The organism is Streptomyces sp. NPDC004134 (genome assembly GCF_042874195.1).
Lineage (GTDB): Bacteria > Actinomycetota > Actinomycetes > Streptomycetales > Streptomycetaceae > Streptomyces.
Window position 1 is genome coordinate 41,053 of the sequence record NZ_JBIAMS010000028.1, and the last position, 25,120, is coordinate 66,172.

The 25,120-nt window shown below is 74.3% G+C and carries 23 protein-coding genes; 14 read left to right on the forward strand and 9 right to left on the reverse strand.

Features of this window, described 5'->3' with window-relative positions; translation table 11 throughout:
• The first annotated feature begins 7 nt into the window (after nucleotides 1–7).
• Entirely contained in the window at nucleotides 8–1,294 is a 1,287-nt protein-coding gene (locus ACFYVJ_RS28630) for a helix-turn-helix domain-containing protein (protein ID WP_388897344.1), read from the forward strand.
• Between the two features lie 95 nt (nucleotides 1,295–1,389).
• Here ACFYVJ_RS28630 and ACFYVJ_RS28635 read toward each other — a convergent pair whose 3' ends face one another.
• The 5 genes from ACFYVJ_RS28635 to ACFYVJ_RS28655 all read right to left on the reverse strand — a co-directional run bounded on the left by ACFYVJ_RS28635 (nucleotide 1,390) and on the right by ACFYVJ_RS28655 (nucleotide 7,924).
• Nucleotides 1,390–2,985 carry a glycosyl hydrolase gene (locus tag ACFYVJ_RS28635; RefSeq protein WP_388897347.1) on the reverse strand — a complete coding sequence of 532 codons (1,596 nt, stop codon included), beginning with the start codon at nucleotides 2,983–2,985 and terminating at the stop codon, nucleotides 1,390–1,392.
• 108 nt (nucleotides 2,986–3,093) lie between these two features.
• Nucleotides 3,094–4,308 (reverse strand): glycoside hydrolase family 19 protein, encoded by a 1,215-nt coding sequence (locus ACFYVJ_RS28640; protein ID WP_388897350.1) that lies wholly within the window; start codon nucleotides 4,306–4,308, stop codon nucleotides 3,094–3,096.
• A gap of 53 nt (nucleotides 4,309–4,361) precedes the next feature.
• A complete protein-coding gene (locus tag ACFYVJ_RS28645; protein ID WP_388897353.1) occupies nucleotides 4,362–5,786 on the reverse strand; it encodes an RICIN domain-containing protein in 1,425 nt (474 codons plus the stop codon).
• Between the two features lie 243 nt (nucleotides 5,787–6,029).
• Nucleotides 6,030–7,145, reverse strand: coding sequence for a hypothetical protein (locus ACFYVJ_RS28650; RefSeq protein WP_388897356.1), 1,116 nt, complete (start codon nucleotides 7,143–7,145; stop codon nucleotides 6,030–6,032).
• Between the two features lie 71 nt (nucleotides 7,146–7,216).
• Nucleotides 7,217–7,924, reverse strand: a complete 708-nt coding sequence (locus ACFYVJ_RS28655; RefSeq protein ID WP_388897358.1) for a hypothetical protein — start codon at nucleotides 7,922–7,924, stop codon at nucleotides 7,217–7,219.
• Between the two features lie 234 nt (nucleotides 7,925–8,158).
• On the opposite strand from ACFYVJ_RS28655, the gene ACFYVJ_RS28660 reads away from it, so the two are divergent.
• Nucleotides 8,159–8,392: a twin-arginine translocation signal domain-containing protein gene (locus ACFYVJ_RS28660; protein ID WP_388897361.1), complete on the forward strand. Its 234-nt coding sequence runs from the start codon at nucleotides 8,159–8,161 to the stop codon at nucleotides 8,390–8,392.
• Entirely contained in the window at nucleotides 8,389–9,135 is a 747-nt protein-coding gene (locus tag ACFYVJ_RS28665; RefSeq protein WP_388897364.1) for a peptidoglycan-binding protein, read from the forward strand. Before ACFYVJ_RS28660 ends, ACFYVJ_RS28665 begins: the two co-directional genes overlap by 4 nt.
• Before the next feature lie 23 nt (nucleotides 9,136–9,158).
• Here the strand turns inward: ACFYVJ_RS28665 and ACFYVJ_RS28670 are convergent, their stop codons facing one another.
• The gene (locus tag ACFYVJ_RS28670; protein WP_388897367.1) at nucleotides 9,159–9,485 is read right to left on the reverse strand and encodes a hypothetical protein; all 327 of its coding nucleotides are present in this window, start codon (nucleotides 9,483–9,485) and stop codon (nucleotides 9,159–9,161) included.
• 100 nt (nucleotides 9,486–9,585) lie between these two features.
• Nucleotides 9,586–10,377, reverse strand: coding sequence for an SAM-dependent methyltransferase (locus ACFYVJ_RS28675; protein ID WP_388897369.1), 792 nt, complete (start codon nucleotides 10,375–10,377; stop codon nucleotides 9,586–9,588).
• Nucleotides 10,378–10,547: 170 nt separating this feature from the next.
• Here ACFYVJ_RS28675 and ACFYVJ_RS28680 point away from each other — a divergent pair, with 170 nt between their 5' ends.
• The 4 genes from ACFYVJ_RS28680 to ACFYVJ_RS28695 all read left to right on the forward strand — a co-directional run bounded on the left by ACFYVJ_RS28680 (nucleotide 10,548) and on the right by ACFYVJ_RS28695 (nucleotide 14,816).
• Nucleotides 10,548–11,636 carry a methyltransferase domain-containing protein gene (locus ACFYVJ_RS28680; protein WP_388897522.1) on the forward strand — a complete coding sequence of 363 codons (1,089 nt, stop codon included), beginning with the start codon at nucleotides 10,548–10,550 and terminating at the stop codon, nucleotides 11,634–11,636.
• 103 nt (nucleotides 11,637–11,739) lie between these two features.
• The gene (locus tag ACFYVJ_RS28685) at nucleotides 11,740–11,940 is read left to right on the forward strand and encodes a hypothetical protein (protein WP_388897372.1); all 201 of its coding nucleotides are present in this window, start codon (nucleotides 11,740–11,742) and stop codon (nucleotides 11,938–11,940) included.
• 99 nt (nucleotides 11,941–12,039) lie between these two features.
• Nucleotides 12,040–12,600, forward strand: a complete 561-nt coding sequence (locus ACFYVJ_RS28690) for a GNAT family N-acetyltransferase (RefSeq protein ID WP_388897375.1) — start codon at nucleotides 12,040–12,042, stop codon at nucleotides 12,598–12,600.
• 74 nt (nucleotides 12,601–12,674) lie between these two features.
• Entirely contained in the window at nucleotides 12,675–14,816 is a 2,142-nt protein-coding gene (locus tag ACFYVJ_RS28695; protein WP_388897378.1) for an ATP-binding cassette domain-containing protein, read from the forward strand.
• Between the two features lie 28 nt (nucleotides 14,817–14,844).
• Here ACFYVJ_RS28695 and ACFYVJ_RS28700 read toward each other — a convergent pair whose 3' ends face one another.
• Nucleotides 14,845–16,299 (reverse strand): aminotransferase class V-fold PLP-dependent enzyme, encoded by a 1,455-nt coding sequence (locus ACFYVJ_RS28700; protein WP_388897381.1) that lies wholly within the window; start codon nucleotides 16,297–16,299, stop codon nucleotides 14,845–14,847.
• Nucleotides 16,300–16,637: 338 nt separating this feature from the next.
• Here ACFYVJ_RS28700 and ACFYVJ_RS28705 point away from each other — a divergent pair, with 338 nt between their 5' ends.
• The 6 genes from ACFYVJ_RS28705 to ACFYVJ_RS28730 all read left to right on the forward strand — a co-directional run bounded on the left by ACFYVJ_RS28705 (nucleotide 16,638) and on the right by ACFYVJ_RS28730 (nucleotide 23,362).
• Entirely contained in the window at nucleotides 16,638–17,555 is a 918-nt protein-coding gene (locus tag ACFYVJ_RS28705; protein WP_388897384.1) for a class I SAM-dependent methyltransferase, read from the forward strand.
• 317 nt (nucleotides 17,556–17,872) lie between these two features.
• A complete protein-coding gene (locus ACFYVJ_RS28710; protein WP_388897387.1) occupies nucleotides 17,873–18,622 on the forward strand; it encodes a class I SAM-dependent methyltransferase in 750 nt (249 codons plus the stop codon).
• A 149-nt stretch (nucleotides 18,623–18,771) separates the two neighbouring features.
• A complete protein-coding gene (locus ACFYVJ_RS28715) occupies nucleotides 18,772–20,781 on the forward strand; it encodes a sulfatase-like hydrolase/transferase (RefSeq protein ID WP_388897390.1) in 2,010 nt (669 codons plus the stop codon).
• Between the two features lie 38 nt (nucleotides 20,782–20,819).
• Nucleotides 20,820–21,500, forward strand: a complete 681-nt coding sequence (locus ACFYVJ_RS28720; protein ID WP_388897393.1) for a DNA alkylation repair protein — start codon at nucleotides 20,820–20,822, stop codon at nucleotides 21,498–21,500.
• Nucleotides 21,501–21,597: 97 nt separating this feature from the next.
• Nucleotides 21,598–22,056, forward strand: a complete 459-nt coding sequence (locus ACFYVJ_RS28725; protein ID WP_101421531.1) for an SPW repeat protein — start codon at nucleotides 21,598–21,600, stop codon at nucleotides 22,054–22,056.
• Nucleotides 22,057–22,264: 208 nt separating this feature from the next.
• The gene (locus ACFYVJ_RS28730; RefSeq protein WP_388897396.1) at nucleotides 22,265–23,362 is read left to right on the forward strand and encodes a serine hydrolase domain-containing protein; all 1,098 of its coding nucleotides are present in this window, start codon (nucleotides 22,265–22,267) and stop codon (nucleotides 23,360–23,362) included.
• 12 nt (nucleotides 23,363–23,374) lie between these two features.
• On the opposite strand, the gene ACFYVJ_RS28735 is transcribed toward ACFYVJ_RS28730, so the two are convergent.
• Complete coding sequence (locus ACFYVJ_RS28735; protein WP_388897398.1) at nucleotides 23,375–23,989, reverse strand: TetR/AcrR family transcriptional regulator; 615 nt, start codon at nucleotides 23,987–23,989, stop codon at nucleotides 23,375–23,377.
• Nucleotides 23,990–24,096: 107 nt separating this feature from the next.
• Here ACFYVJ_RS28735 and ACFYVJ_RS28740 point away from each other — a divergent pair, with 107 nt between their 5' ends.
• A complete protein-coding gene (locus ACFYVJ_RS28740; RefSeq protein WP_388897401.1) occupies nucleotides 24,097–25,071 on the forward strand; it encodes an ABC transporter permease in 975 nt (324 codons plus the stop codon).
• Nucleotides 25,072–25,120 lie beyond the last annotated feature (49 nt).

The following is a 25,120-nucleotide window of genomic DNA, read 5'->3' on the forward strand; positions in this document are numbered from 1 at the left end:
ATGAGACGTGTCAGGTGCAACAGGAGGGGCGGGGGCTTCCGGTGAAGCGGAGGCATTCGCGGAGCTGCTGCGGACGCTCAAGGAGCGCTCGGGACTGAGCTACGCGACGCTCGCCGGGCGGCTGCACATGAGCACGTCGACACTGCACCGCTACTGCAGTGGCATCGCGGTTCCGCCCGACTACGCGCCGGCCGAGCGGCTCGCCCGGCTGTGCCGGGCGAGTCCCGGGGAACTGGTCGAGCTGCACCGGCGGTGGATCGTGGCGGACGCGGCCCGGCGGAGCAAAGCGGCGGAGCACGAGGGCGGTCCGGGGACGCCGGCCTGGACGGGGGAGACGCCGCGCGAGCCGGGCGGAAGCGGGGACCGGTCCTTCGGCGCCGCCGGCGCGGCCGCCCCCGTACGGACCCGCGGACGGCGCACCGCGCTCCTCGCCTCCGCTACCGCGGTCGTCCTCCTGGGCGCCGTCGCATTCGCGGTGAACCTGCCGTCCTCGGGCGGCGGCGGAGAGAGAGTCGGGGCCGCCACCCCGGCGGAGGACACGGGCGCCGCCGGGGACGGCGGCAAGGAGCCGCCGGCATCGGAGTCGCCCTCCCCCTCCGCCTCCCCTTCCGCCTCCCGGAGCGGGACCGCGGGCCCCTCCGCCCCGGCGTCGGAGCCCGCCGCCCTGGGCGGCGACGACCGCGACGCCGCCGAGGACACCGACGAGGTGCCGCTCACCGTCGTCGCGAACCCTTACCACTACGAGACTCCGTGCAGCCAGGAGTTCCTCGTCGACAGAGAGCCCGAACAGGTCGGCCCGCCCGCCACCGAGCAGGACGCGCGCCGCTGGGCCGGCGCGTACGGAGCGGTCTCCGCGGACGAGCAGCGCGTCGTCCTCACCGTGCAGGGGACCGGGGACGACACCGTCGTCCTGGAATCCCTGCACGTGCGCGTCGTCTCGAAGGGCACCCCGCTCGCCTGGAACGAGTACGCGATGGGCGTCGGCTGCGGCGGCAAGGTCAGGCAGGCGGCGTTCGGCCTCGACCTCGACGGGGGCAGCCCCGCCATCACCCCGGGCGGGCAGGACTTCCCCTTCAAGGTCAGCGAGTCCGATCCGGAGGTCTTCGTCATCACCGCGCGCACCGATGCGCACGACGTGCGCTGGGACCTCACCCTGAACTGGTCCAGCGGCGCCCGTACCGGCAGCGTGCACATCGACGACGACGGCATACCGTTCCGCACCAGCGCCGCCGCCGACCGCCCCCACTACGACTACCCGCCGGGCGGCGGCGAGTGGATCAGTGAGAGGGGCTAGGCCCCGGCCGGGCTGTGCCGGACGGGCCTCGGGCGGCCCGCGCCCGACCGGGCCGTGGACTCCGCGGCGGAGTCCACGGCGCGGTCGTCCGCCGGTCAGCCGTCGGCGCGGAAGGCGTCGCCGCTGGCGTTCGGGGTCGTGCCGTCGTAGAGGCCGGTCGGGCCGGTGTCCTCGGTGAGGGGGGACCACGCGTAGCGTTCGACGAAGTCCAGGGCCTCCAGCGCCCCGCGGGACCAGGTGATGAAGTTCTTCTGCTCCTCCTGGCTGGGGTAGGTGCCCTGCTCGAAGTCGATCAGGGCGTACTCGGTCAGCCAGACCGGCTTCTGGTACCGGTCGTGGACGCGCTGAAGGTAGGCGGCGAGCTGGTAGGCGGCGTCGGGGCCGAAGTCGGAGCCGTACCAGTGCACCGGGATGAAGTCGACGCGCAGGCCGCGCTCCTCGGCTCCCTTCATGAAGCGGTCCAGCCAGCCGCCGGCCTCGGCGGCGTCGCCTGCGACTCCCGGGGCGCCCAGCCGCAGGCCGGTCTGCTCCAACTGCGGCCACAGATCGAGGGCTTGCCCGACGGTCATGGCGGCCTGCCCGGGGTTGTCCGGCTCGTGGAAGCCGAGGAGGTGCTTCCCCTCCCGCCGGGCGCTGTCCAGTTCGGCCGGGGTCACCGAACCGGGGCCCCAGATCGTGGGCACGTACTCGACGCCCTCCGGCGGCTGCACCGCGCCGCTGGAGGAGGTCCAGTTGTGGTACCAGGTGGCGCCGGAGTCGGCGAGCGCCTCGGCGACACCCGGCCCGGAGTTGAGGGCGACGCCCTTCAGGTGCTGCCCGGGAATCCCCTCCACGGGGGGTGCGTCATCGCCGTCGGCGGGCGGAGGGTCGGGGGCCGGGTCCTCCCCCGGGGCGGGAGCGCCGTCGCCGTGGAAGGTGACGGTGAAGCCGCCGCACTCGCTGCACTGGCGCACGACCTGGTTGCCGGACTCCGCGTCGTGCTTGGACCAGGAGTACGCCGTGGGGCACTTCGCCGCGAGCGCGTCGCTGTAGGGGGTCTTCGCGTCCCGGTTCGGGTTGACGCACACCAGCGGCTTGCCGGACTCGTCCGTGGTCAGGTTCTCGGGCGGGCAGGCGGACAGCAGGTCGACGTCGCAGCCCACCGGGGCGCACGCGCCGCCGTCCGTGGGCGGCGCCCCGTCGGGGGTGATGGTGATGGGCACCGAGACGGCGTCGACGTAGGAGACGTTGTACCAGGGTGCGGAGTCGTCGCGGGTGTCGAAGTTGAACTCCGCGAGGCCGGTGGGCTGTTCCCCGGTCGTGCAGCGGTCCTCCTCCGGCCCGCAGTCGCCCACCGCGCAGCGGAACGTGCCGGTCGCCTGGTCGGTGCCGCAGCCCTGGCGGGCGAAGAACCTGCCGCGCCAGTGCCCGGCCGTGTCCTGGGGGATGGTCACGGTGCCGGACTGGCCGGGGTCGAGCTTCGGCAGCCCCACGAGGGGCTCCGTGCCGTCGGCGCTGACCGTCGAGCCCACCCAGACGGGCTCGTCCGTCTCGTTCCGCAGCGTGACGGAGTACCCGCCGTCCCCGGCCGCGGCGGTGACGCTGTCCGCACGGCCGCCGGAGGACTCCTGTGCCGTCGCGAACATGACCGACACACCCGCCACCACGATGAGGAATGCCAGCAGAATCGGCTTGAATGGTCTCACGCGCATGGGACTCGCCTTTCTGGAGAGGGCGCCTGCACAGGCACGACGGATGCGCGGAGCGAGCGGTTCACGGGTCTGTTCCGGCCGATCCCGGTTTCTTCGCCGCGGCGCGGTTCAGCAAAAGAGGTTCTGCCCTGGATCCACGCCGAGGATCTGCGTGAATCGACGGTAGCTGTCGACGCGGCTCTGCACCTGGGCGGTATTCCCGCCGTCGCATTCCAGGGCGCCGTTGAGGGAACGTACGGTCTCCCCGAAGCCGTGGCCGCCGGCCATGGCGTCGTGCGGCGTCATGCTGCCGGGACCGGCCTGGGTGGTCCAGTACCAGAGGCCGACCCGCCAGGCCACCGCCGGATCGCTCGCCACCAGTCCCGGATCGTTCAGCAGGTCGAGGCCGAGTGCGTCGCCCGCGGCCTTGTAGTTGTAGTTCCAGCTCAACTGGACGGGGCCGCGGCCGTGGTAGGCGTCCTGGCCGGCCGGGCAGCCGTAGGGCCGGCCGGCGTCGCAGTAGTGAGCGTAGGCGGACTCGTTCTGCTCGACGACGTGGACGAGACCGCCGGTCTCGTGGCTGACGTTCGCCAGAAACGCGGCGGCTTCCTGCTTTCTCGCGGTGTCGCCGCCGGCGGCGGCGAAGGCGGGAGTGGCGGCGGCCGCCTCGCGCAGCCCGCCGTAGCCGTAGAAGGGATTGCGGTCCGGGAACATGGCGTTGAACTGGTCCTCGGTGACGGCGAATTCCGACGGGGAATCCACGCCGTCGCCGTCGTTCGCGGGTGTTTCCGGCGCGGGGGGATTGTTCGCCTCGGCCGCCGTCCATTTCTGGTTGTCGGCGCCCGTGCAGGTCCATATCTGCAGCGGCGTCCAGTCATCGCTGACATAGGCGCGCACGTCGAGGCACATGTCCGCGGCCGGGTTGACGATGTCCCGGGCGGGAGAGAACCTCCACTGCTGGCCAGGCCCGCCGTTGCAGTCCCACAGTTGCACGGACGTCCCCGCGGCGGTGCCGCCGCCGGCGACGTCCAGGCACTTGCCGAACGCCCGCAGCGTGCCGTCGCCGGGGCTGGACCAGCGCTGGGCTTCGGTGCCGTTGCAGCCGTAGAGCTGCACGACGGTGCCGCCGGCGGGATTCCCGTTCGCCACGTCGACGCACTTGCCGGCGAACCCGGTGATCGGTCCGCCGCCGCCTTCCCCGCCGGCCGGCGAGAGCGTCCCCCGCGGCGCGACGGCGAACAGCGCGGTGACGACGGCGCCCGTCACCGCAGCCGTCGCGAGGGCGGTACGGACGGGGCGGGGGTTCCCGAACACGGATCGCCCGGGGCGGGGGTTGTCGGACATCGGTCGGGCCACTCCATCCTTGGCTCGGTCCCGGGGCGGACGGCCGCCCCGGCTCAGCTCTTCTCGAAGCGCCACTGGTGGTCGTCGTGGTCGTTGCACGGGTAGATCGTGAGCCTGGCGTCACCGGCTGCCGGGTCGGTCCGCGACACGTCGAGGCACATGTCACCGCTCTGCTGGTTGCGGATCCAGAAGGTGCCGTTGGAGCGCTTGTCGAACCACCAGAGCTGGTTCTCGTTCTTGCCGCCGTCGCAGTGGTCCTCTTGCACTCCCGCCGAGAGCGGGGCGGGCCCCGCGCCGGGCAGGTCCAGGCAGAGGCGGTCCTTGACGTTCCGGATCAGGTACAGGTCGGCGCCGCCCGTGCCGTCACCCCGGTGCTTGCGCTCCAGGGTCCAGAGCTGGTTGTCCCTGCTGGTCGCGATGCAGGAGGGCTCGTCGTTGACCGGTCCGCGGGGCTTCCCCTTGCCGCCGCCGGGGACGTCCACGCAGTAGCCGTACTTCTGGTTCCTGATCAGCACTTCGCCCGTGGGAACGCGCGGGCCGCCGCCCGCGGCCGGCTTGGGCCTCTCCGGCTCGGGCGCCTCCGTCTCCGGCTGCCGGGACGTCGGCCTCGCGGACGACGGCGAGGGCGAAGGCGACTTCGACGGAGAGGACGACGCGGAAGGTGAGCGCGAAGGCGACTCGGAGGGGGAGGGTGAGGAACTGGGGGTGCGCGTGGGTCCCGGGGGCCGGAGGGACATCTCGGGCTTGCCGCTCTCCTCGTCCGCGTTCTCGTCCGCGTTCGCGGCCCGGTTCTGCTCCGTACCGCCGTCCGATCCGCTCGCCACGGCCACGAGCGACCCGATGACGAGCGTCACGACGCTCACGGCCACGATCCCGAGGCCCAGGGGCCGCTGGAACAGTCCGGGACGCTGGAACTCGTCATCGGACTGGGACTCCCGCCGCCGTCCGGGCCTGCGGCCCCGCGAAGGCAGGGGACCGGCCTCCGGCTCCCCGGCCGCGGGCGGGGGTGCGGCGGGCCCGGACGGCGCGGCGGCGCCGAGTGTGCCGGACGCCGCGTCCTGGTCGGGCGACTCGCCCTGGCCGGTGGGCTTGTCGAGCACCACGGGACCGGCGGGCACGACGGGCGCCGGGGCGTCGTCGTCCGCGTCCTGGGCGCGCTGTTCCACCAGCTTGCTGGACCCGTCGGGCCGGACCTCGACGATCGCCACGTAGCCCGCGGACGGATCGGAGATGGCCGCCGTCACGGAGGCGCCCCTGCCGCGGGCGCGTTCGTGCAGCATGTCGAGGATCGCCACGTCGAGCGCCTCGCCCGGCGGCACCGGGACGGGCACGCCGCCGATGTCCGCGGTGCCGTCGCCGGAGATGACGACGGCGAAGTGCGGCTCCCCCGGCTCCGGCCGGTCGGGGCCGTCCGGGAGCGCGGGTACGAATGTGCCGTGCTCCTCGCCCGGCCCGCCGGCTTCGTCGCCCCGGTTCATGTTCTCCTCCTCCGGTGTCGGCACATGGCATCGACGCACACCGCAACGGCCCCCGGGGACAAAGGGTTCAACTCCCGGCTTCGGGTGCTCCTCGGGACGCGGCCCGAGCCCGGCCAGGCACGCCGCGGACGGGCACCCGGCGGCCCCGCGGCCGGCCGGTCGGTGACCGGGCCGGGGCGGAACCGCCGGGCTCCTTCCCGAACGGATCTGCTCACCGGGAGGGCGGCTTCGCCGTCCGGTCCCCTACTTGGCGCGGCCGGACTTCTTCGAATGGCGCCCGGCCGTGCCGTGGCCGCCGCGCATGTGCGGGGCCTGCTCCGGCGGCACGACGCTCGACTCGCGACGGCGGAGCCCTTGGGACCCTTGGTGGGGTGTCATCGAGAAACCCGGATTCCAGCCGGGCACCTGGGGTTCTCCTTGATCCGTCATGGAGCCGGAGGCCCGTGCCGTGTCGTGCGGCTCCACTTCCGAGATCGCGGTCAGAGTGCGCGACGGCCCGGCATAGCTGACGGCGGCGAACGACATCCCGCCCGTCTCCGCCGGCGCGTACGCCACGTCGCTCGCCTGCGGTGCGTTTGCCGAGGCCGCCTGTGCCCCCCAGTAGTCGGCGACGTTGGGGTGTTGCGCATAGCCGGACTGGTCGAGCCGCTCTTCGGCGTCGGCACGCTGCCGGTTGCTGGGTCTGCCCTGGTCGACCGCCGCGCTGACCACCGCGAAGGCCGCCTGGGCCCCGTTCTGGTCGACGCCGGGGATGAGCGGCGTCACGGCGGCCGCGACGCCCGCGGCGGCGACCGCCGCATGGCGGGCCGCTCCCCCGACGTCGTGCCGCCATTCCTCGTCGGTCCTGGCCTGGGTGGCGGAGTAGGCGAACTGACCCGCCTGCACCGCGTTGCCGGTCAGCGCCGCCACCGCGCCGCCGGCCTGAACGATCTGCCCGGCCTCCTTGGTCGCCGGAAACGCCTGCATCGCGTAGCCCGTTGCCTGGGCAGCGGTGGCGACGGCCTTGACCCACCCCAGGATCATGTCCTGGTTGTCGCTTACGGCCTTCCACCCCCCTTCGATCTTCTGGTACAAGTGCCACTTGTCGGAGCGCTTGTGATCGTCGGCGGGGATGGCCTGGTACTCCTCCACTCCCGGCGCTCCGTCCGGTCCGGTTCCCACGACGTTGACGGCGTAGGAGGACCGTCGCCTCCCGCTCTCCGGGACCGGGTCCGCGGGCATCCTCTCTTCCAGGGCGTCGTAGACGGAGTAACGCCGGCGGCCGTCTTCCAGGTCGCTGAGATTGATGATGAAGGCGGACGTCGAGGGGCTGTGGCGATCCGTCTCGCTGCGACTGCCGCTGCTTCTGTTTCTGCCCATGCCGGGTTCCCTTCCGCGGAGTCCGAGATCTGCTTCCTGCGGACTGGCCACGGACCCGGCGTAAGAACGGTTCACCTCGATCGGTTCGTCGAGGGGGATCGCCGCGTCGCCCGGCTGCTCGGCGCCGGCCCGCGCCCACGCGCGGGCTCGCCGGACGCACGGGGAGGAGAGCCCTCAGGCGGGGAGGGCAGGAAGGAGGCGACGTCTGCGCGGATCAGGCTCCGTGGGTGTTCCCGGCTCTGCGGGAGCTCGGCCTGCGCGTCCGTGACGTAGCGCATGAGCGGGGGCCAGTCCGCGGGGGACGTACCCGGTTCCCGCAGTTTCGCCTCGTAGGCCGCCCGCACCTCCGCCCCCTCCATGAGCCGCAGCAGCACCCGATCGAAGACGGCACGGTCGCGGTCGCCGAGACCCTCCACGGCCTGGTCGAGACCTTCCTTCTCGTACGAAGACCGCCCGGGCGCCCGTACGTCACCCCGGTCCCGGCCGTGCGCCGGCGGACTTCCCGGCGACAGACCCCGGCGCAGCAGCTCTGTCCCGAGCCGCAGGAGCTGCGAGCCGGCCGACGGCCCGGCCGCCGGCGCCGGGCCGTCGCCGCCCTCGCGGACTCCGGTCCGCCGGTCCTCACGGCCGCGGTCCTCGGGGCGGGTGTGCTCAGGGTGGGTGTGCTCGGGGCGGGTGTGCTCGGGGCGGGTGTCGACTCCCAGGTCGCGCAGGATCAGAGCCCGAGCCAGGGTTTCGAGGTCTGCTTCCGTCAGCCGCCGGGGTGAGCGCTGCACCATGACGTTCCTCCTCGCGCATACGGACGCCGGCACGGAGGGCAACGGCACAGGAGGGCGAACGGTTCAGCACCCGGGATCCGCCCGTGGCCGGCGGCCGGAGAGGGAACCCGCCGCGTCACCCGGGCCGCGGCGGCGCAACCGTGGCGCTACCGGGGTCCTGTACCTCTGGTGTGCGAGAAAGCTGTGACGCATGCGAGTCAGCCGACGAAACCCCCACGACCGTCTGGAGACGACATGTCGCAACGACCATCCCGCCGTGGCTTCCTGGGGATAGCCGCGGTCGCCGTGGCCGGCGCACCCGTGATCTGCTCCGGTCCGGCCTTCGCCGCGGGGCCGCGCGAGTTGCCGATCGTGAACCGTCCCGACCATCCCGGCGCGGTCTACCCGTCCGCCGGCCTGCGGCAGGCGCAGACCGAGCCGCTCAACGCCACCGTCGACTGCGCGCTGTCCGGACGGAGGGGCCAGTGACCACCTTCGTCAGCCGGTCCACGTGGGGCGCCCGTGCTCCGCGGAACACCAACGGCAACATCACGCCGCAGAACGGCGGGGTGACCATCCATCACGTCGACGCCGTCCGCGTCGCCCGCGCCAACCACGCGGACTGCGCCGCCCAGGTACGCGGGATCCAGAACTACCACATGGACAGCAACGGCTGGGCGGACATCGCGTACAGCCACCTCGTCTGCGTGCACGACTACGTGTTCCAGGGCCGCGGTGAGAACCGCCGCACCGCGGCGAACGGCACCGACCCGGGCAACCAGAACTGGTACGCCGTCTGCGGTCTCGTCGGCGGGACCTCAGGCGACTACGACACCATCACCACCGGCCTGATCAACGCCTTCCGCTACGCCGTCAACCGGCTGCGCACGCAGGGTGGTGCGGCCCGCGCCATCTGCGGTCATCGCGACCACCTGAGCACCGGCTGCCCGGGGAACCTGTACGTGAACGGCGTGCTCAACGGTGCGACGAACCCCGGCGGCGGCCCGCTCCCCCACCCCGGCGTCAACTTCCGCCAGCCGCCGACCTTCAGCCACGCGAGCGTGGCCACCTGGCAGAACCAGATGAACGCGCGCCACGGCTACGGCCTCACCGCGGACGGCGCCTACGGCCCCAACTCGTACGCGGCGTGCCGGGACTTCCAGTCGAAGAAGGGCCTCACCGTCGACGGCATCGTCGGCCCCGCCACCTGGGGTGCCACCTTCCCCGCCTGACGAACAGCGCAGCCGGGTGCGGGTCACCGCTCGGAACGGGCCTGGTCCGGGTGGGCGGTCGCCGGTCGTGCGGCGCGGAGCCGCCGGGCGGCGAGGGCGGTGGCCGACAGCGAGGCGAGCAGGATGAGCACGCCCAGAGCGGCCGGGAGGGTGGGGAAGTCGGCGTACGCGACGACCTCGCCCTCCTGCTCCACGCGGCACTGGACGCCGAGCGGGCTGACTCTGTGCTCGACTCGGTACGAGCCTTCGCCGTCGATGCCCTCGCGGGCGAAGTCCTCGCAGGACAGCACGCGCAGCGGCCACTCGGCGAGAAGGACCGGCAGCGCGAGCACCTGCAAGACGCCCGCCACCGCCAGGAGCCGGAGCGGACGAGAACCGCCAGCCCTCATACCCACCCGCAAGCCCCCCGCCGCCCCTGCCCGCGCCCGACGGCTGCGACCGCCGCTCGCGTCACGGCTTTTGGGCTACGCCGCCGTAGGCGGCTATCTCCGGCGGCGGCTCCTCGGTGGGGTCCGGGTGCCATCTCGGGCACGGGACCACGCCCGGGGGGAGTAGTCGCAGGCCCTCGAAGTAGCGCTCGATCTGGTGCGGGGCGCGTGGGGTGTACGGGACCGCCGCTCTCGGGTTGTGGCGGGCGAGCGCTTCGACGTAGGCCGGGTCCGTGGTCGTGCCGTCGTTGAGGGCCAGGTAGCTGCCCGGGGGCAGGGCCGCCAGGAGGCGGCGTACGAGCGACCGGGCCTCGTCGTAGTCCTCGATCAGGCCGAGGATGCCCATCAGCATCAGCCCCACCGGCCGCGTGAAGTCCAGCGTGCGCGCCGCCTCTTCCAGGATCCGGCCGGTGTCGCGGGCGTCCGCGTCGACGTACTGGCACCGGCCCTCGGGGGTGGAGGTGAGCAGGGCCCGGGCGTGGGCCAGGACCAGGGGGTCGTTGTCGGCGTAGACGATCCGCGACTCCGGCGCCGTGCGCTGGGCGATCTCGTGGGTGTTGTCGGCCGTGGGCAGTCCGCTGCCGACGTCCAGGAACTGGCGGATGCCCGCCTCGCGCACCAGGTGGCCGACCGCGCGGCCCGTGAACTGCCGGGAGTGGCGCGTGATGTCGGCCATCCCCGGGAAGACCGAGAGGATCGCCGCCGCGGCGGCCCTGTCCGCCTCGTAGTTGTCCTCGCCGCCCAGCAGGTGGTTCCAGATGCGCGCCGAATGCGGGCGGCTCGTGTCGATCGCGTCCGGTGCGTGGTCTGCCATCAGGACCGCCCTGGGAGTCGCGGGGTGGAGCGCGGGTGGAGCGCGGTGGAGCCAGCGTGCGTCCGGGCCAACGTACTGCGGGGCGGCGGGCGCGAGGAAGGCCGCTTGACCCTCACGTGGCGTGAGGGGGCATCGTCGGGGGCGTGGCGGAACATCTGACCGTGGGGCGCGTGGCCGAGTTGGCCGGGGTGAGCGTGCGCACGCTGCATCACTACGACGAGATCGGCCTCGTACGGCCCTCCGCGCGGACCGCGGCCGGCTACCGGGCGTACGCCGCGGGCGACGTGGAGCGGCTGCGGGAGGTGCTCGGGTACCGGCGGCTGGGGTTCGGGCTGCGGGAGATCGCGGAGCTGGTCGACGACCCGGCCACCGATGCGGTCGCCCACCTGCGCCGGCTGCGCGCGCTGCTGCTGGCGCAGCGCGAGCGCGCCGCCGCCATGGTGACGGCCATCGACGCGGAGCTGGCGGCGCGGGCGCGGGGCATCAGGACGACGTCGGAGGAGCAACTCAGAGTGTTCGGACCACAGTTGTACGAGGCCATCGGCACCGCGTATCCCGCGACCCGGCGCACCGAGCCGCGGATCGCCGCGCGGATCTGGGCCGCCCTCGGGGACGCCCGTACGGTGCTGAACGTCGGCGCCGGCACCGGTTCGTACGAGCCGCCGGACCGGGACGTCACGGCCGTCGAACCGTCGGCGGTCATGCGGGCGCAGCGGCCGGCGGGAGCGGCGCGGTGCGTGGCGGCCAGCGCGGAGCGGCTGCCGTTCCCCGACGGGGCGTTCGACGCGGCGATGGCGGTGAGCACCGTGCACCACTGGCCGGACCCGGTGGCCGGGCTGCGGGAGATGCGGCGCGTGGCGCGGCGGGTGGTGGTGTTCACGTACGACGCCTGCGACCCGGGCCGGCGCGAGCGGTTCTGGCTCACCCGCGACTACCTGCCGGAGTTCGCAGGACTCCTCACGGACTGGCCGTCGCTCGCCGACCTGACCCGCGCGATCGGCGGGCGCGCGGAGCCGGTGCTCATCCCGTGGGACTGCGCGGACGGCTTCTTCGAGGCGCACTGGCGGCGGCCCGAGGCGTACCTGGAGGACCGCGTGCGCCGCGCGGTGTCGGTGTGGACCAGGGTGGGCCCCGAGGCGGAACGGCGGGCGGTGAACGGCCTGCGCGACGACCTGGCCTCGGGCCGCTGGAGGGAGCGCAACCGCGACCTCCTCGCCCTCGACGCGGCCGAGCTGGGCCTCCGTCTCCTCATCGCCTGACCCGATTTCCTCGCTTTCCGGCCGGTGCCGCGCGGAACGCGGCAGAATGCAGGCCACACCAGGGAGGGACAGGTATGACAACAGGCTTATCCGGGGCGGCCCGATGACCGGCCCGCCCGGGGGCATCCGGATGCTCAGGTTCATCCTCGTGCTGGAGTTCGTCCTCCAGCTCTCCGGCATCGTCGTCCTGTCGGCCTACAGCATTCCGCTGGGCATCGGGCTGGTCCTCACGGGCTGCGCCGTCCTGTTCCTCTACGTCCGCCGCGGCGGACTGCGGCCGGGCGGCCCGAGCCCGCTGCCGTGAGCGACCCGTAAGCCGCGACGTCCGCTTTCCCCCGAACGGGCCCGGCCCGCCGGGGGAATGCGTTTGCGGGCGGTGGGTCCCGCCGGTTAGGAAACAGGGATGCTACGAGGAACGAAGGTCGGGCTCAGGGCCCGCCACGCGGACGACATCCCGGTTCTCCAGGCCGACCTCTACGACGACGTCGTCGCCGGCTCCCGGGCCCAGGCCACGCCGTGGCGGCCGATCGCGGCCGCGTCGAAGGACAACCCGCTGCTCGTGGACGACAAGGCCGAGGGCGTCGTCCCGTTCTCGGTGGTGGAACTGGACGGCGGTGCGCTGGTCGGCACGGCGTCGCTGTGGGGCATCGACGCCCATCACCGGTCCGGGCACGTCGGTCTCGGACTCATGCCGTACGCGCGCGGCAAGGGCTACGGCACCGACATCGTCGCCGCGCTCTGCCACTACGGCTTCGTCGTACGCGGCCTGCACCGGCTGCAGATCGAGACCCTGGCCGACAACACCGCCATGGTGCGCGCCGCCGAGCGCAACGGCTTCGTCCGCGAGGGCGTGCTGCGCTCCGCGGCCTGGGTGCTGGGCACCTTCCTCGATGAGATGATCCTCGGCCTGCTCGCCGACGACTGGCGGCCGGACGCGGCCGCGCGGGCGGGCGACGGCGGCTGACGGATCGTCCGATCGTTGGTACCCCGCGCGAGCCGCGGGGGTCCGGCACCCCGAACCTTTGGCATGCTGCACTCATGTCGACGCCGCCCCTGCGCCCGGGTGTCTCCCCCGGCGGTCCCGCCGGTGTGTCCGTTTCGCCGGCCGGCGGCCTGCGGTTGCGGGCGCGGCGGGTGAGCCGGGACGTCCGCGGGGCGGGCCGGGTGCTGCGCGGGGTGTCGCTCGACGTCGCGCCCGGGACCCTCACCGTGATCGCCGGGAGCAGCGGCGCCGGGAAGACGGTCCTGCTGCAGACGCTCGCGGGGCTGAGCGTGCCGAGCGAGGGCGAGGTGTGGCACGACGGGGCACCGCCGGGGCCGCCGGGGCCCGAGTTCGGGTACGTGCCGCAGGAGGACATCATCCACCGTGAGCTGCCGCTGCACCGCACGCTGGTGTACGCGGCCGGGCTGCGGATGCCGCCGAAGACCCCGGCCGCGGCCGTCGACGCGACGGTCGACCGGGTGCTCGCCACGCTGGGGCTCACCTCGCGGCGCGATACGCCGGTACGGGCGCTGAGCGGCGGCGAACGCAAGCGGGCGAGCATCGCGGTGGAGCTGCTGACCCGGCCCCGGGTGCTCTTCCTCGACGAGCCGACGTCCGGGCTCGACCCGGCCACCGGCGCGGAGCTGATGCACACCCTGCGCGGGCTGGCCGACGACGGCACGACGGTCGTGCTCACCACGCACGTGCTCGCCGATCTGCCGCGCGGCGACCAGGTGGTGTTCCTGTCGGCCGACGGCGAGGTCGCCTACGCGGGTGAACCGGGCGCGCTGTGCGAGACGTTCGGCGTGGCCACAGCGGAGGAGGTGTACGGGGCGGTGGCCGCCGGCGCACGGGCGCCGGGAGCGGGCGCCGGTGACATCCCGGAGGAGGGCGGCACCCGGGGTCCCGGGGCGCCCTCCGGCCCGGCGGCACCGCCGGGGCGGGCGGCCCGGAGAGAGACGAGGGAGACGAGGGAGGCGACGCGGCCGAACGGCCCGGCGGCACCGGCAGGTCCGGCGACCCCCGCCGGCCAGGCGGCACCCGCCGCCCACGCGACACCCGCCGGCCACGCCGCACCCGCCGGCCACCTGACACCCACCGCGCAGGTGGCACCCGCAGGAGCCGTCGCGGCGGCCGGAGCCGTCGCCGCCACCGGGCTCGCCACCGCGACCGCGGCCGAGCCCACCGCCCGGTCCGGCCCCGCGGCCGCGGCCGGCCGCGCCGCACCGGTCGACCCGACAGCCCGGGCCCGTCCCGCAACGCCCGCCGCCCCCGGCGCACCGGCAGACCCCGCCGCGCCCGCCCGGGCCCCCTCGTCCGCCGTCCCCGCCACCAGGCCCCACCGCGTCGGCGCCCTGCGCCAGTGGGCCCTGCTCACCCGGCGCGGCACCGCGCTGCTCCTCCACAACCGCCTCTCCGTCGCCGTCCTCGTCGGCTCCCCCGTCATGATCGTGGCGATGTTCGCGGTGCTCTTCCGCGGCGGCGCCTTCGACCCCGCGTCCCCGGACCCCGCGTCCACCGCGATGATCATGTTCTGGATCGCCTTCGGCGCGTTCTTCTTCGGGCTGACGTACGGCCTGCTGCAGATCTGCACCGAACTCGCCGTGCTGCGCCGCGAATGGCTCGCGGGCCTGCGGATCGGCCCGTACGTCGCCTCCAAGCTCACCACCATGCTCCCCGCGCTCGCCCTCGCCGACGCGCTGCTGCTGGCCGTGCTGCGCGCGCTGGACCGGCTGCCGCCGGCCGGCTGGGACACGTATGCCTCGCTGTTCGCCTCCAGCGTGCTGGCCTCCGCCGCCGCTCTCGCGCTCGGGCTGCTGGCGTCCGCGGCGGTGGCGGAGCCGGGGCAGGCGACGCTGATGCTGCCGCTGCTGTGCTTTCCGCAGGTGCTGTTCTCGGGGGCGTTCGTGCCGGTGCCGCGGATGACGCTGGGCGGCGAGGCGATCAGCCTGGCGATGACCAACCGGTGGGCGTTCGAGGCGCTGGGCAGCGGGGTGGGGCTGGAGTCGCTGTGGCGTACGGGCGCGTCCCCCGCGGGGCGGCCGCTGCTGGCGTCGTACGGAGAATCGTTCGCGCACCCGGCCGCCCGCGGGTGGCTGATCCTGGCCGGCTTCGCGGTGCTGTTCCTGGCGCTGACGTGGTGGGTGGTCGTGCGCAAGTGCCGGGACGGCGCCGAGCGGAGCCGGCAGGGACGTTGACGCGGGCCGGGGTCCGGGGCCCGCGGGGTCAGCAGCCCAGCCGCGGCGCGAGATCCGCCACGTCGGGGACGCGGTCCCGGTAGGTCTGCGTCACGAACGACAGAAACGTTTCGACATCCGCGGGCTGCGACGCCGCCCCCAGGGACACGCGCACCGCGCCCGCCGACGGCAGGTGCAGCATCTTCAGATAGTCCTCCAGCGAGCCGAGCCGTCTGCGGGCCGCCCGGCGCAGCCGGCGCGGCGACAGGTCGAACGCCGCCTCGCCCGCGCCCGGGTTGCAGAAGCAGCCGGTGCGCAGGGAGATGCCGGACGCGCCGCTGTCGCGGATGATGACGCGCTCGTCGACGACCCGCCCTTCGGCGTCGAGCACGTTCAGCGCGACGGTGCCGCCGCGTGCCGCGCCGGCCCGGTCGGGGCCGTACACCCGGACCAGCGGCGTGCCGTCGCCGTGCCGCAGCGTCCGCAGCCCGGCGAGCAGATGCGCCGTCAGCGCGTCGACGTGGTCGTGGACGCGGTCGATGCCGATGCCCTCGATCCAGGCGAGGCCGGCGGTGACGTCCGGTATGGCGAGGAAGTTGACGGTCCCGTCCTCGAACGCGGCCTCGTCGTCGGCGAGGACGTGCCACTGCGCCTGCGCGCTGACGGCGTAGATCGTGCCACCGGCGAACCACGGCCGGCGCAGCTTCGCGAGGGCCGCCCTGCGGGCGACGAGGGCGCCGAGCCCCGTGGGGTGGCCGAAGAGCTTGTACCAGCTCACGACGGTGAAGTCCGGGTGGTGGCGGCCGAGGTCGAGGGCGTTGGTCGGGACGTACGCGGCCGCGTCGAGCACGACGTCGTAGCCGTGGGCCTGGGCGGTGGCGATCCAGTCCAGGGAGTGCTGTACGCCGGTGAAGTTGCTCTGCGCCGGGTAGGCCAGCAGCCCCCGGGGACCGTGGTGCGCGAGCGCGGGGCGCCGGGTGCGTACGGCCAGCGCGGCGTGCATCCGGTCCTCGTCGATGCCCAGGTCCGGCGTGCGCAGCGGGACGTACTCGACGGCCGCGCCGCGCGCCCGCGCGTACTCCCGCAGGCCGTTGACGGAGTTGTGGTTGTCGAGGGAGAGGACGAGCCTGCTGCCGCGCCCGAGCGGATACGCCTCGCCGACCAGGCGCAGCGCGCCCGTGGCGTTGGGCGTGAAGATCACGGCGTACTCGGCGGGGTCGGCGTTGAAGTACCGCAGCACCGCCTCACGGGCCTCGGCGAGCCGGTCGCCCGAGGCCCGTGAGGCAGGGCTCTCGGAGTGCGGGTTGCCGAACAGCCCGCCGGCGATGCGCCGGGCGCTGCCCGCGACGAGGGAGCGCGGCGGGAGTCCTGCGCCGGTGTGGTCGAGATAGGTGTGCCCGCCCTCGTCGAGGTATCCGAACTCCCGTTCCCGCAGCTCCGCGAAGAGGTCGGGGGCGTCCGCCGCTCGTTCGCGCACGTGCCCGGTGGTGTCTGCCCTGCCCATGGGACCCCTCCGCATGAAATCCGCCAAAGGTAGCCATACCAGGATGACACCGACCGCGCCCGGTGGCCGCAGCGAAGCGCGGCTACGGCAAATCGAACTCGGCGGGGTATTTGATATGGCAGCTCGGCCGCATGTCGCATTCACAGATTTTCGAGTACGCCGGCGGGGGCACCCGGGCCTGGCCGCCGGGGACTTCGGCCGTTCGCGCGGCCGCCGGCCGCTCACCTGGATGGCCCGTGCGCCCCGCGCCGGGGGCGCACGCCGCCCGGTGCCGGACGCGGCGGAGCGCCGCGAAATCGGGTGGCGCGGGCGGCCGGGGCGTTACTAGCCTCGCGGCCGTGAGGCACGAGGATCCGCTGGCCTACGCGGTCGGCTTGGAGGGCATCGCCCTGGTGCGTTCGTTCACCGGGGAGTACGACCGCGCGTTCGTCGCCGCGCGGCTCGGCGGGATCCGGCGGCTGCTCGGCGACGGGGCGCTGGCGGACGCGGGCGTGGACGTCGCCCGGGTGTCCACGGTCGAGGGCTACCGCATCTGGTCGGAGACGTACGACGGGCCCAACACCGCGTTCGACCTGGACGAGCCGGTGGTCGGGGCGCTCCTCGACCCGCTGCCCGCGGGCGTCGCCCTGGACGCCGCCTGCGGCACCGGGCGGATGGCCGCCCTGCTGGCCGGGCGCGGCCACCGCGTCCTCGGCGTCGACAGCTCCCCTGACATGCTGGCGCGGGCCCGGGAGCGGGTGCCGGAGGGCGACTTCCGCCCCGGCGCACTGGACGCGCTGCCGGTCGCCGACGGCGCCGTGGACGTGGCGGTCTGCACGCTCGCGCTGACCCACGTCCCCGATCTGGGCCCGGTGCTGGCGGAGTTCGCGCGGGTGCTGCGGCCGGGCGGGCACCTGGTGACCTCGGACGTCCACCCGGAGCGGGTGGCGCTCGGGGCGATCCCGACGGTACGGCTGCCGGACGGCAGCCCCGCCCGGGTGGAGTCGTACCGGCACGCGGTCGGGGACTACGTGCGCGCCGCGCTCGCGGCCGGGCTCGACGTGCTGGCCTGCGAGGAACCGGGGGCGCCGGACGCGGAGGAGGCGAAGGCGGTCCCGGCCGCGGCGACGGACCCCGGGCCGTGGGAGGCGTGGCCGTGGTCCCTTCGCGAACTGGTCCCCGAGGCCGCGGCGGTGTCCCACGCCGGCGTCCCCGCGGAGATCGTCTGGCACTTCCGGCGGGCCGCCCGCCCGGCGGTCGCGTCCCCGGGCGCGTGACGTGCTCGCGCGGGTGCGCCACCCGTCGACGACGTACGTGAACGGGGGGCGGTTACCCCGTGCTGCCCGGCCCCTCGGCGCCTCGTACGCCACCGGGGCGCCGGAGGCGAGACGGGCACGTCCTCGTCAAGTGACCCGCGCGGCACCCCGGTTCGCGGGGGCGGGGCCGCCGTCCGGATCTGTTCCGGCGCGGCCGCCGGTCGCGGAGTCGGGGCGTGGCACCACGGGTGGGGTGCACGCGCCGGCCGCGGGTGCGGAACCCGGGTCGCGCACCGGGAGGCTGTCACCCCCGCCGCCGCCCGCATAAGGTGGCGAACATGGATCCAGCAGACTTCTACACCGGAATCGTCGCGGAGCTGTACGGGCCGCTGAAGTCCGTCACCCAGGACCCCGAGCCGTACGCCGCCTTCGTCGAGCAGGCCGGTACGCCCGCGCTGGAGCTGGGCTGCGGCGACGGCGAGCCGCTGCTCGAACTGCGCCGCCGCGGGCTCGACGTCGACGGCGTCGACTCCTCCGCCGACATGCTGGACCGGCTGCGCAGCCGCGCGGCGGAAGAGGGCCTGCCGGTCAAGGTGTTCCAGCAGCGCATGGAGGCCCTGGACCTGCCGCGCAGGTACGCCGCCGTCTTCCTCGCCGGGCCGACGTTCAACCTGCTGCCGGACGACGCCACCGCGCTGGCCGCGCTGCGCGCCATCCGCACCCACCTCGCCGCGGGCGGCACCGCCCTGATCCCGCTGCACCTGCCCGCGCCCACCGCCGCGGCGGACGTCGGCCGGGCCCGCACCGCCACCGGTCCTGACGGCGCCGAACTGCTGGTCCGCGTCGTGGCCGAGAACCGCGACGAGCACACCCGCACCCAGACGACGCTGCTGCGCTACGAGCGCTACCACCCCTCGGGCAGCAGCGTCACCGAACGCCCGTGGGTGCTGCACTGGTACACCCGGGACGGCTTCGAGACCCTGGCGGCCGTCGCCGGGCTCGACGTCGCCGGGGTCACCGACCCGGACGGCGGGCCCGCGGCGCCGGACGCCGGCCACATCCACGTACGGCTGCGCCCCGCGGACTGACCCCGCGCCCTGCCGCACTCCCCCGGGGCGCACTCCGTGGCCGCACTCCCCCCGCCGGACTCCCCGCCGCGCCGCGCTCCGCGCGCCCGTCCCGGACTAATTCACCCGGGTGTTGACGCTCGCTCGCGGACCGCCGGACGCTGAGCCGTATGCCCCCGACGACGTTCCGCCGCCCCTCGCGCCGCAGCGTCCTGCGCGGCGCCTCCGCCGCCGGCCTCACGGCCGTCGCCGCCCCCTCACTCGCCCGGAGCGCCACCGCCGCAGGCCCGCCGCCGCCCAACGTCATCGTCGTGTCGATCGACGACCTCGGCTGGCGCGAGTTCGGCGCGTACGGCAACACCTTCAACGAGACCCCGCACATCGACCGGCTGGCGCGCGAGGGGATGCGCTTCACCCGCGCGTACTCCGCCGCGCCCATCTGCTCGCCCACCCGCGCCGCGCTGATGACCGGGCTGTACCCGGCCCGTACCGGCATCACCGACTTCCTCCGCGAGGCGCCGGCCGCGAGCGACAAGTTCCTCTCCCCCGACATACCCACCGTCCCCGACTTCCTCGGCCCGTACGGCTACACCACCGCCCTGATCGGCAAGTGGCACCTCACCGAGACCTACAGCGGCGAGTACGCCGAGCGGCCCGGCAACCCCTACGCGCACGGGCTGGACGAGGCCATCGCCTCCGAGCGGCTGTACATCGCGGACGGCGACTACTTCCACCCGTACCGCTTCATGCCCGACCTGCCGGCCCGCACGCCCGGCGAATACCTCACCGACCGGCTCGCGGACGAGGCCGTCGACTTCGTCGCGCGCCACCGCGACGAGCCGTTCTTCCTGCACGTCTCCAACTACGCCGTGCACACCGCCCTGGCCGCGAAGCCCGAACTGCTCGCCAGGTACGAGGCCAAGCCGGGCGCCGGCCAACTGCCGAACCGGCCCGCGCTGGCCGCGATGCTGGAGAGCATCGACCAGCAGGTCGGCCGTATCGTCGCCGCGCTGGACGAGCACGGGCTCGCCGAGCGCACGCTGATCCTCGTCACGTCCGACAACGGCAGCCCGTACCGGGACGCGACGGCGCCGCTGCGCGGCGGCAAGAGCGAGCTGTACGAGGGCGGGATCCGGGTGCCGCTGGTCGCGTACTGGCCGCGCCGGGTGCCGCCGGGGCGCACGGACGACACGCCGGTCTCCACCGTCGACGTGCTCCCGACAGCCCTCGACCTGGCCGCCGGCGGCCGCGCCCCCGCCGCGCGCTTCGACGGTACGAGCCTGGCCCCCCTGCTCACCGGCCGCGGGCCGCTCCGCCGCGACACCCTCTTCTGGATCTACCCGCACTTCAACCAGAACCGCCACCCGCACGCGGCCGTCCGCCACGGCGAGTTCAAGCTGGTACGCCGCCTCCGCGGCGGCGCCGGCGAGCTGTACCACGTCGGCCGCGACCCCGGGGAGACGGACGACCTCGGGGGCCGCCACCCCGCGAAGCTGCGCCAGTTGACCGCGCTGCTCGACGACCACCTCGCGGACGTCGGCCTGTTCCCGCCGCCGCCGGACCCCGGGGCGTACCCGGTGGCCGAACTGGACGAGCGGTTCGACGCCGGCCTCGACCGCTTCACCGTGCTGACCGTGCCGCGCGGGTCGCACCAGGGCACCGCCACCGCGGGCGACGGCAGGCTGACCGTGACCACGCAGGCGCCGACGCACCTGCTGTTCCGCTCCGGCACCGCGCCGCGCACGGACACCTTCGCGCTGGTGCTGGACACCGGCACGTTCGCGGGGACGGGCGGCCAGGACACCGTCTTCGTCGGCCTCGCCAAGGACGCGGACAACTATCTGCTCTTCCGCCACCACAACGGGCTGCGGCGGGCCGGCTGGGACCTGCGCATCGACGGGAAGCTGATCACGGCCGGCCAGGAGCCGCTGGACAACCTCGACGGCACCGTGGACCTCTCCCGCCCCGGCTCGCGCTACGCCCTGGTGGCGCGCGGCAGGGTCACCACGGCGTACGTCGACCAGGGCGCGGGCTGGGAGTTCCTGTTCACGGCGGACGCGGGCGGGGTGCTGGACCTCACGGACCCGGAGGTGCGGGCCGCGTACCGGTACACGGCCGGCGTGCGCCTCGACCGGGGCACGATCACGCTGAACGGGCTGCGGGCGGCCGGCCGGCCGTAGTCAGGGGCTAGGCTCCCACCGACCGGCAGGAGGATGCGGTGGCCGAGATGACCCTGACCGAGGTAATGGCGGAGCTGGCAGAGCTGGAGGATCCGAAGGCGCGCGCGGTGAACGAGAGGCACGGCGACGACCACGGGGTGAATCTCGGCAAGCTGCGCGCGCTCGCCAAGCGGCTCAGGACGCAGCAGCCGCTGGCCCGCGAGCTGTGGCGGACCGGTGACACCGCGGCGCGGCTGCTGGCGCTGCTGGTCTGCCGCCCGAAGGCGTTCGAGCGGGACGAGCTGGACGCGATGCTGCGCGAGGCGCGTACGCCCAAGGTGCACGACTGGCTCGTGAACTACGCGGTGAAGAAGAACCCGCACGCCGAGGAGCTGCGGCTGGCCTGGCTCGCCGACCCCGATCCGGTGGTGGCGAGCGCCGGCTGGGCGCTGACCGCCGAGCGCGTGGTGAAGAGCCCCGCGGGCCTCGATCCGGCGGGGCTGCTCGACGTGATCGAGGCGGAGCTGAAGGACGCCCCCGACCGGCTGCAGTGGGCGATGAACACCTGCCTGGCGCAGATCGGCATCGAGCACCCCGCCCACCGCGCCCGCGCCGTGGCCGTCGGCGAGCGCCTGGAGGTGCTGAAGGACTACCCGGTGTCCCCCGGCTGCACCTCTCCGTTCGCGCCGGTCTGGATCGCCGAAATGGTCCGCCGCCGGGACGGCTCGCAGGCCCTCTGACCGGGCCGGAAGCCCTCACCACGCAGAGTCACCCAAACAGGCGTATCGTACGAAAAGGGATGCATCCGACTCTGTCTCTGGAGAGGAGGCGGCAACCATGTCGTATCAGCAGCACACCACTGACACCGAGATGACCTCGCACCCCGATGTAGTGGAGATGCGGGACCGGCTCGATCGCACGGCGGCCAGAGGTGGTGTGATTGCCCTCGAAGGACTGATCCTTCTGGCCGGCCTATTCGCTGCGATTTCGCCTTGGGTCGTGCACTTCACGGGGAACACCAACCTCACCATCAACAACCTGATCGTCGGCATCGCAATCGCCCTGATCGGGCTCGGCCTGGCACTCGCCCCGGAGCGGACGTCCGGCCTGGCATGGTTGACGATTCCCCTCGGCGCCTGGCTGGTCATCTCCCCCTGGGTGGTCACCGTGACCCACGGCGCACCGAACTCGGTCATCTGGGCCAACTGCTTCGTCGGCGGTGTCACCGCCCTGCTTGGGCTGCTCGCCATGGGTCTGACCGTGGCGTTCAAGCACCAGGCGCGAGCGCACATGTAACGGTCCTCGACTCCGGCCGCGGAGCGGGCAGCGCTTTTCCCGCCCCTCCGCGGCTGGGTCGTGCCCGGACGCCGGGTGGGGACAGCCCCCGGAGCGGAACGCCGACCAGCCCCATCGCCCCGCGCCTCCGCCTGCCGCAGGCTCGTCGCGTACGAGACGGCGAGACAGAGCGCGGGTGGGCCGGGTGAAGCACGTACGGAGTGCACTGGTGGCGGCGGTGACGGTGCTGGCGGTGGCGGCCGGGTCGGCCGCCGCCCCACCGCCGGGCGGCGAAGAGCCCCCCGGGGCGGCGGAGCTGCGGGAGCAACTGGACGACTTGGTGGCCGAGGGTGCGGTGGGCGCGCTCGTGGAGGTGCGCGACGGACGCCGGGTGTGGCGGGACACCAGCGGCGTCGCCGAGCGGGACACGCAGCGGGCGGTCCCGGCGCGCGGGCGGTTCCGGGTCGGCAGCATCACGAAGACCTTCGTCGCCACCGTCGTGCTGCAACTCGCCGGCGAGGGGCGCCTGCGGCTGGACGACCCGGTCGAGGCGTGGCTGCCGGGCGCCGTCCCGGACGGCCGCCGCGTCACCGTGCGGCACCTGCTGGGCCACACCGGAGGACTGTACGACTACAAGCGCACGCTGACCGTGCCGCCCGACCCGGCGTTCCTGGACTACCGGTCGCGGACGTGGACCCCCGACGAGCTGATCGGGCGGGCCGTCGCCCACCCCCCGACCTCGGCACCGCCGGGCACGGCCTACGCGTACTCCAACACCGGCTACCTGCTGCTCGGCCGCATCATCGAGGAGGCCACGGGACGCCCGTACGCCCGGGAGATCGGGCGGCGGATCATCCGGCCGCTGCGGCTGCACGCCACCTCGCTGCCCGGGACGTACCCGCGGATCCGCGGGCCGCACATGCGCGGCTACGTCCCGGTCGAGCGCGCCGGCGGGACACCGCTCGTCGACTTCACGGAGATGAACCCGTCGCTGTTCGGCGCGAGCGGCGAGATGATCTCCACGGCCGGCGATCTCGACCGCTTCTTCGCCGCGCTGCTCGGCGGGCGGCTGCTGCCTGACCACCTGCTGGCGGAGATGCGCACGCCTTCGTTCGGGGGCCGGACGTACGGGCTGGGGCTGGCCTGGAAGGAGACCGCATGCGGAGTCACGGTGTACGGCAACGACGGCGACGCCCTGACGTACCAGAGCTGGTCGTTCACCACGCCGGACCTGCGTCGCCACGTCACCGTCGCGCTCACGCCCGACCACCGCGCCGGCCTCGACGACTCCGTGGACGCGCTCCTGGACACGGCCTTCTGCGGCTGACCGGCCGCGCGCTCAGGCGTGCGGCGACAGCAGGGCGCGCAGCCCGCTGCGGAGTTCGCCCTCGACGTCCTTGAAGACCGCCCGCTGCACGATGGACCCCTGGACGAGCGCCATCAGTGCGCGGACGACGTGGTCGGTCGGGATGTCCGCGCGCAGGTGGCCCGCGTCCTGGTAGGTGCGGACCACCCCGGCCCACATGACGCGCATCCGGTCGTACGCCGCGGTCAGGGTGGCGGCCAGCCGCTCGTCCCGCAGGGTCTCGCTCCAGACCTGCACGATCAGCTCGGCGAACGCGCCCGGCCGGTCCGCCCCCGAGTTGCGGTCCTGTTCTTCCAGTACGTGGCTCAGCACCTCGTCGATGACCTTGTCGAGGGGGCGCAGCGGGGCCTCGCCCGCGGCGGACTCGAAGGCCAGCCGCATCCGGTGGAACGCCTCCTCGGCGACGGCCGTGATCAGGTCGTTCTTGCCGCGGAAGTAGCGGTAGACCGCGCCGGAGGAGAGCCCCGTCTCCTGGAAGACGTCCTGCATGGACGTGGCGTGGAAGCCGTTGCGCGTGAAGCAGCGCCGCGCGCCGTCCAGGATCTGCCGGCGGCGGGCGTCGAGGTGGTCCTGGGATACGCGAGCCATGGCCGACACCGTAAAACGAACGTTCCTTCTTGACAAGTCGGGACGGCTCGGCGCAGGGTGAGTCTCGTAAAACGAACGATCCTTCTCTTTACGATCGAGGCTCCCCGATGCCCTCCACCCGCAGCGTGCTCGCGGTCGTCGTCCTGGTCCCGGCCCTCGTCGCCCTCGCCCTGTGGGCGTTCGTCTGGCCCAGCGCCCGGCTCGCGCCCCGCGACCTGCCCCTCGGCGTCGCAGGACCGGCGCAGGCGACCGCGCCGCTCAAGGCCCAACTGACCGGGCGCGAGGGCGCCTTCGAGGTGCACGAGTACGCCGACGCGGCCGCGGCCAGGACCGCGATCGAGGAGCGGGAGGTCTACGGCGCCGTCGTCGCCTCCCCCGGCGGACCCGAGCTGCTGGTGGCCACCGCCGCCGGGCCCAGCGTGGCGCAGATGCTCACCGAGACCGTCGGTCAGCGGGCCGGGCGGCTCGTGCCCACGGACGACGTGGTCCCGCTGCCCCCGGCGGATCCCCGCGGCTCCGCCCTCAGCTCCAGCGTCCTGCCGCTCGCGCTGGCCGGCCTCCTGATCGGCGGGCTGGTCACCGTGCTGGGGCTGCGGGGCGGCCGCGGGGTGCTCGCCGCGGCCGGTGCGGCCGCGGCGACCGGGCTCGTGGCCGCCGCGCTCGCGGACAGTTGGCTCGGCGCCCTGGCCGGCGACTGGTGGGCGGAGGCCGGCGCGCTCGGCCTGACGGTCCTCGCGGGCGCCGCGGCGGTCGCGGGGCTCGCCTCGGTGCTCGGGCGCGCCGGGATGGGCCTCGGCAGCCTGCTGGTGATGCTCCTCGGCAACCCGTTCTCGGGCGTCACCTCGGCCCCCGAGCTGCTCCCCGAGCCGGTGGGGGCGCTCGGCCAGTGGCTGCCGCCGGGCGCGGGCGGCTCCCTGATCCGCTCCGTCGCCTACTTCGACGGCAACGCCGCCGCAGGGCCGCTCGCGGTCCTCGCCGGCTGGTCCCTCGCGGGGCTGACGCTGCTGGCCCTCGGCCCGGTGCTCGCCCGCCGCCGCGCCCCGGAGGCGTCCCGGCCGGCCGCGGAGAGCGTCGCGGCGTAGCGCCGCCCCGCACGCGGCCCGTAGGGCCCCGGCCAACAGGCCGGCCGTA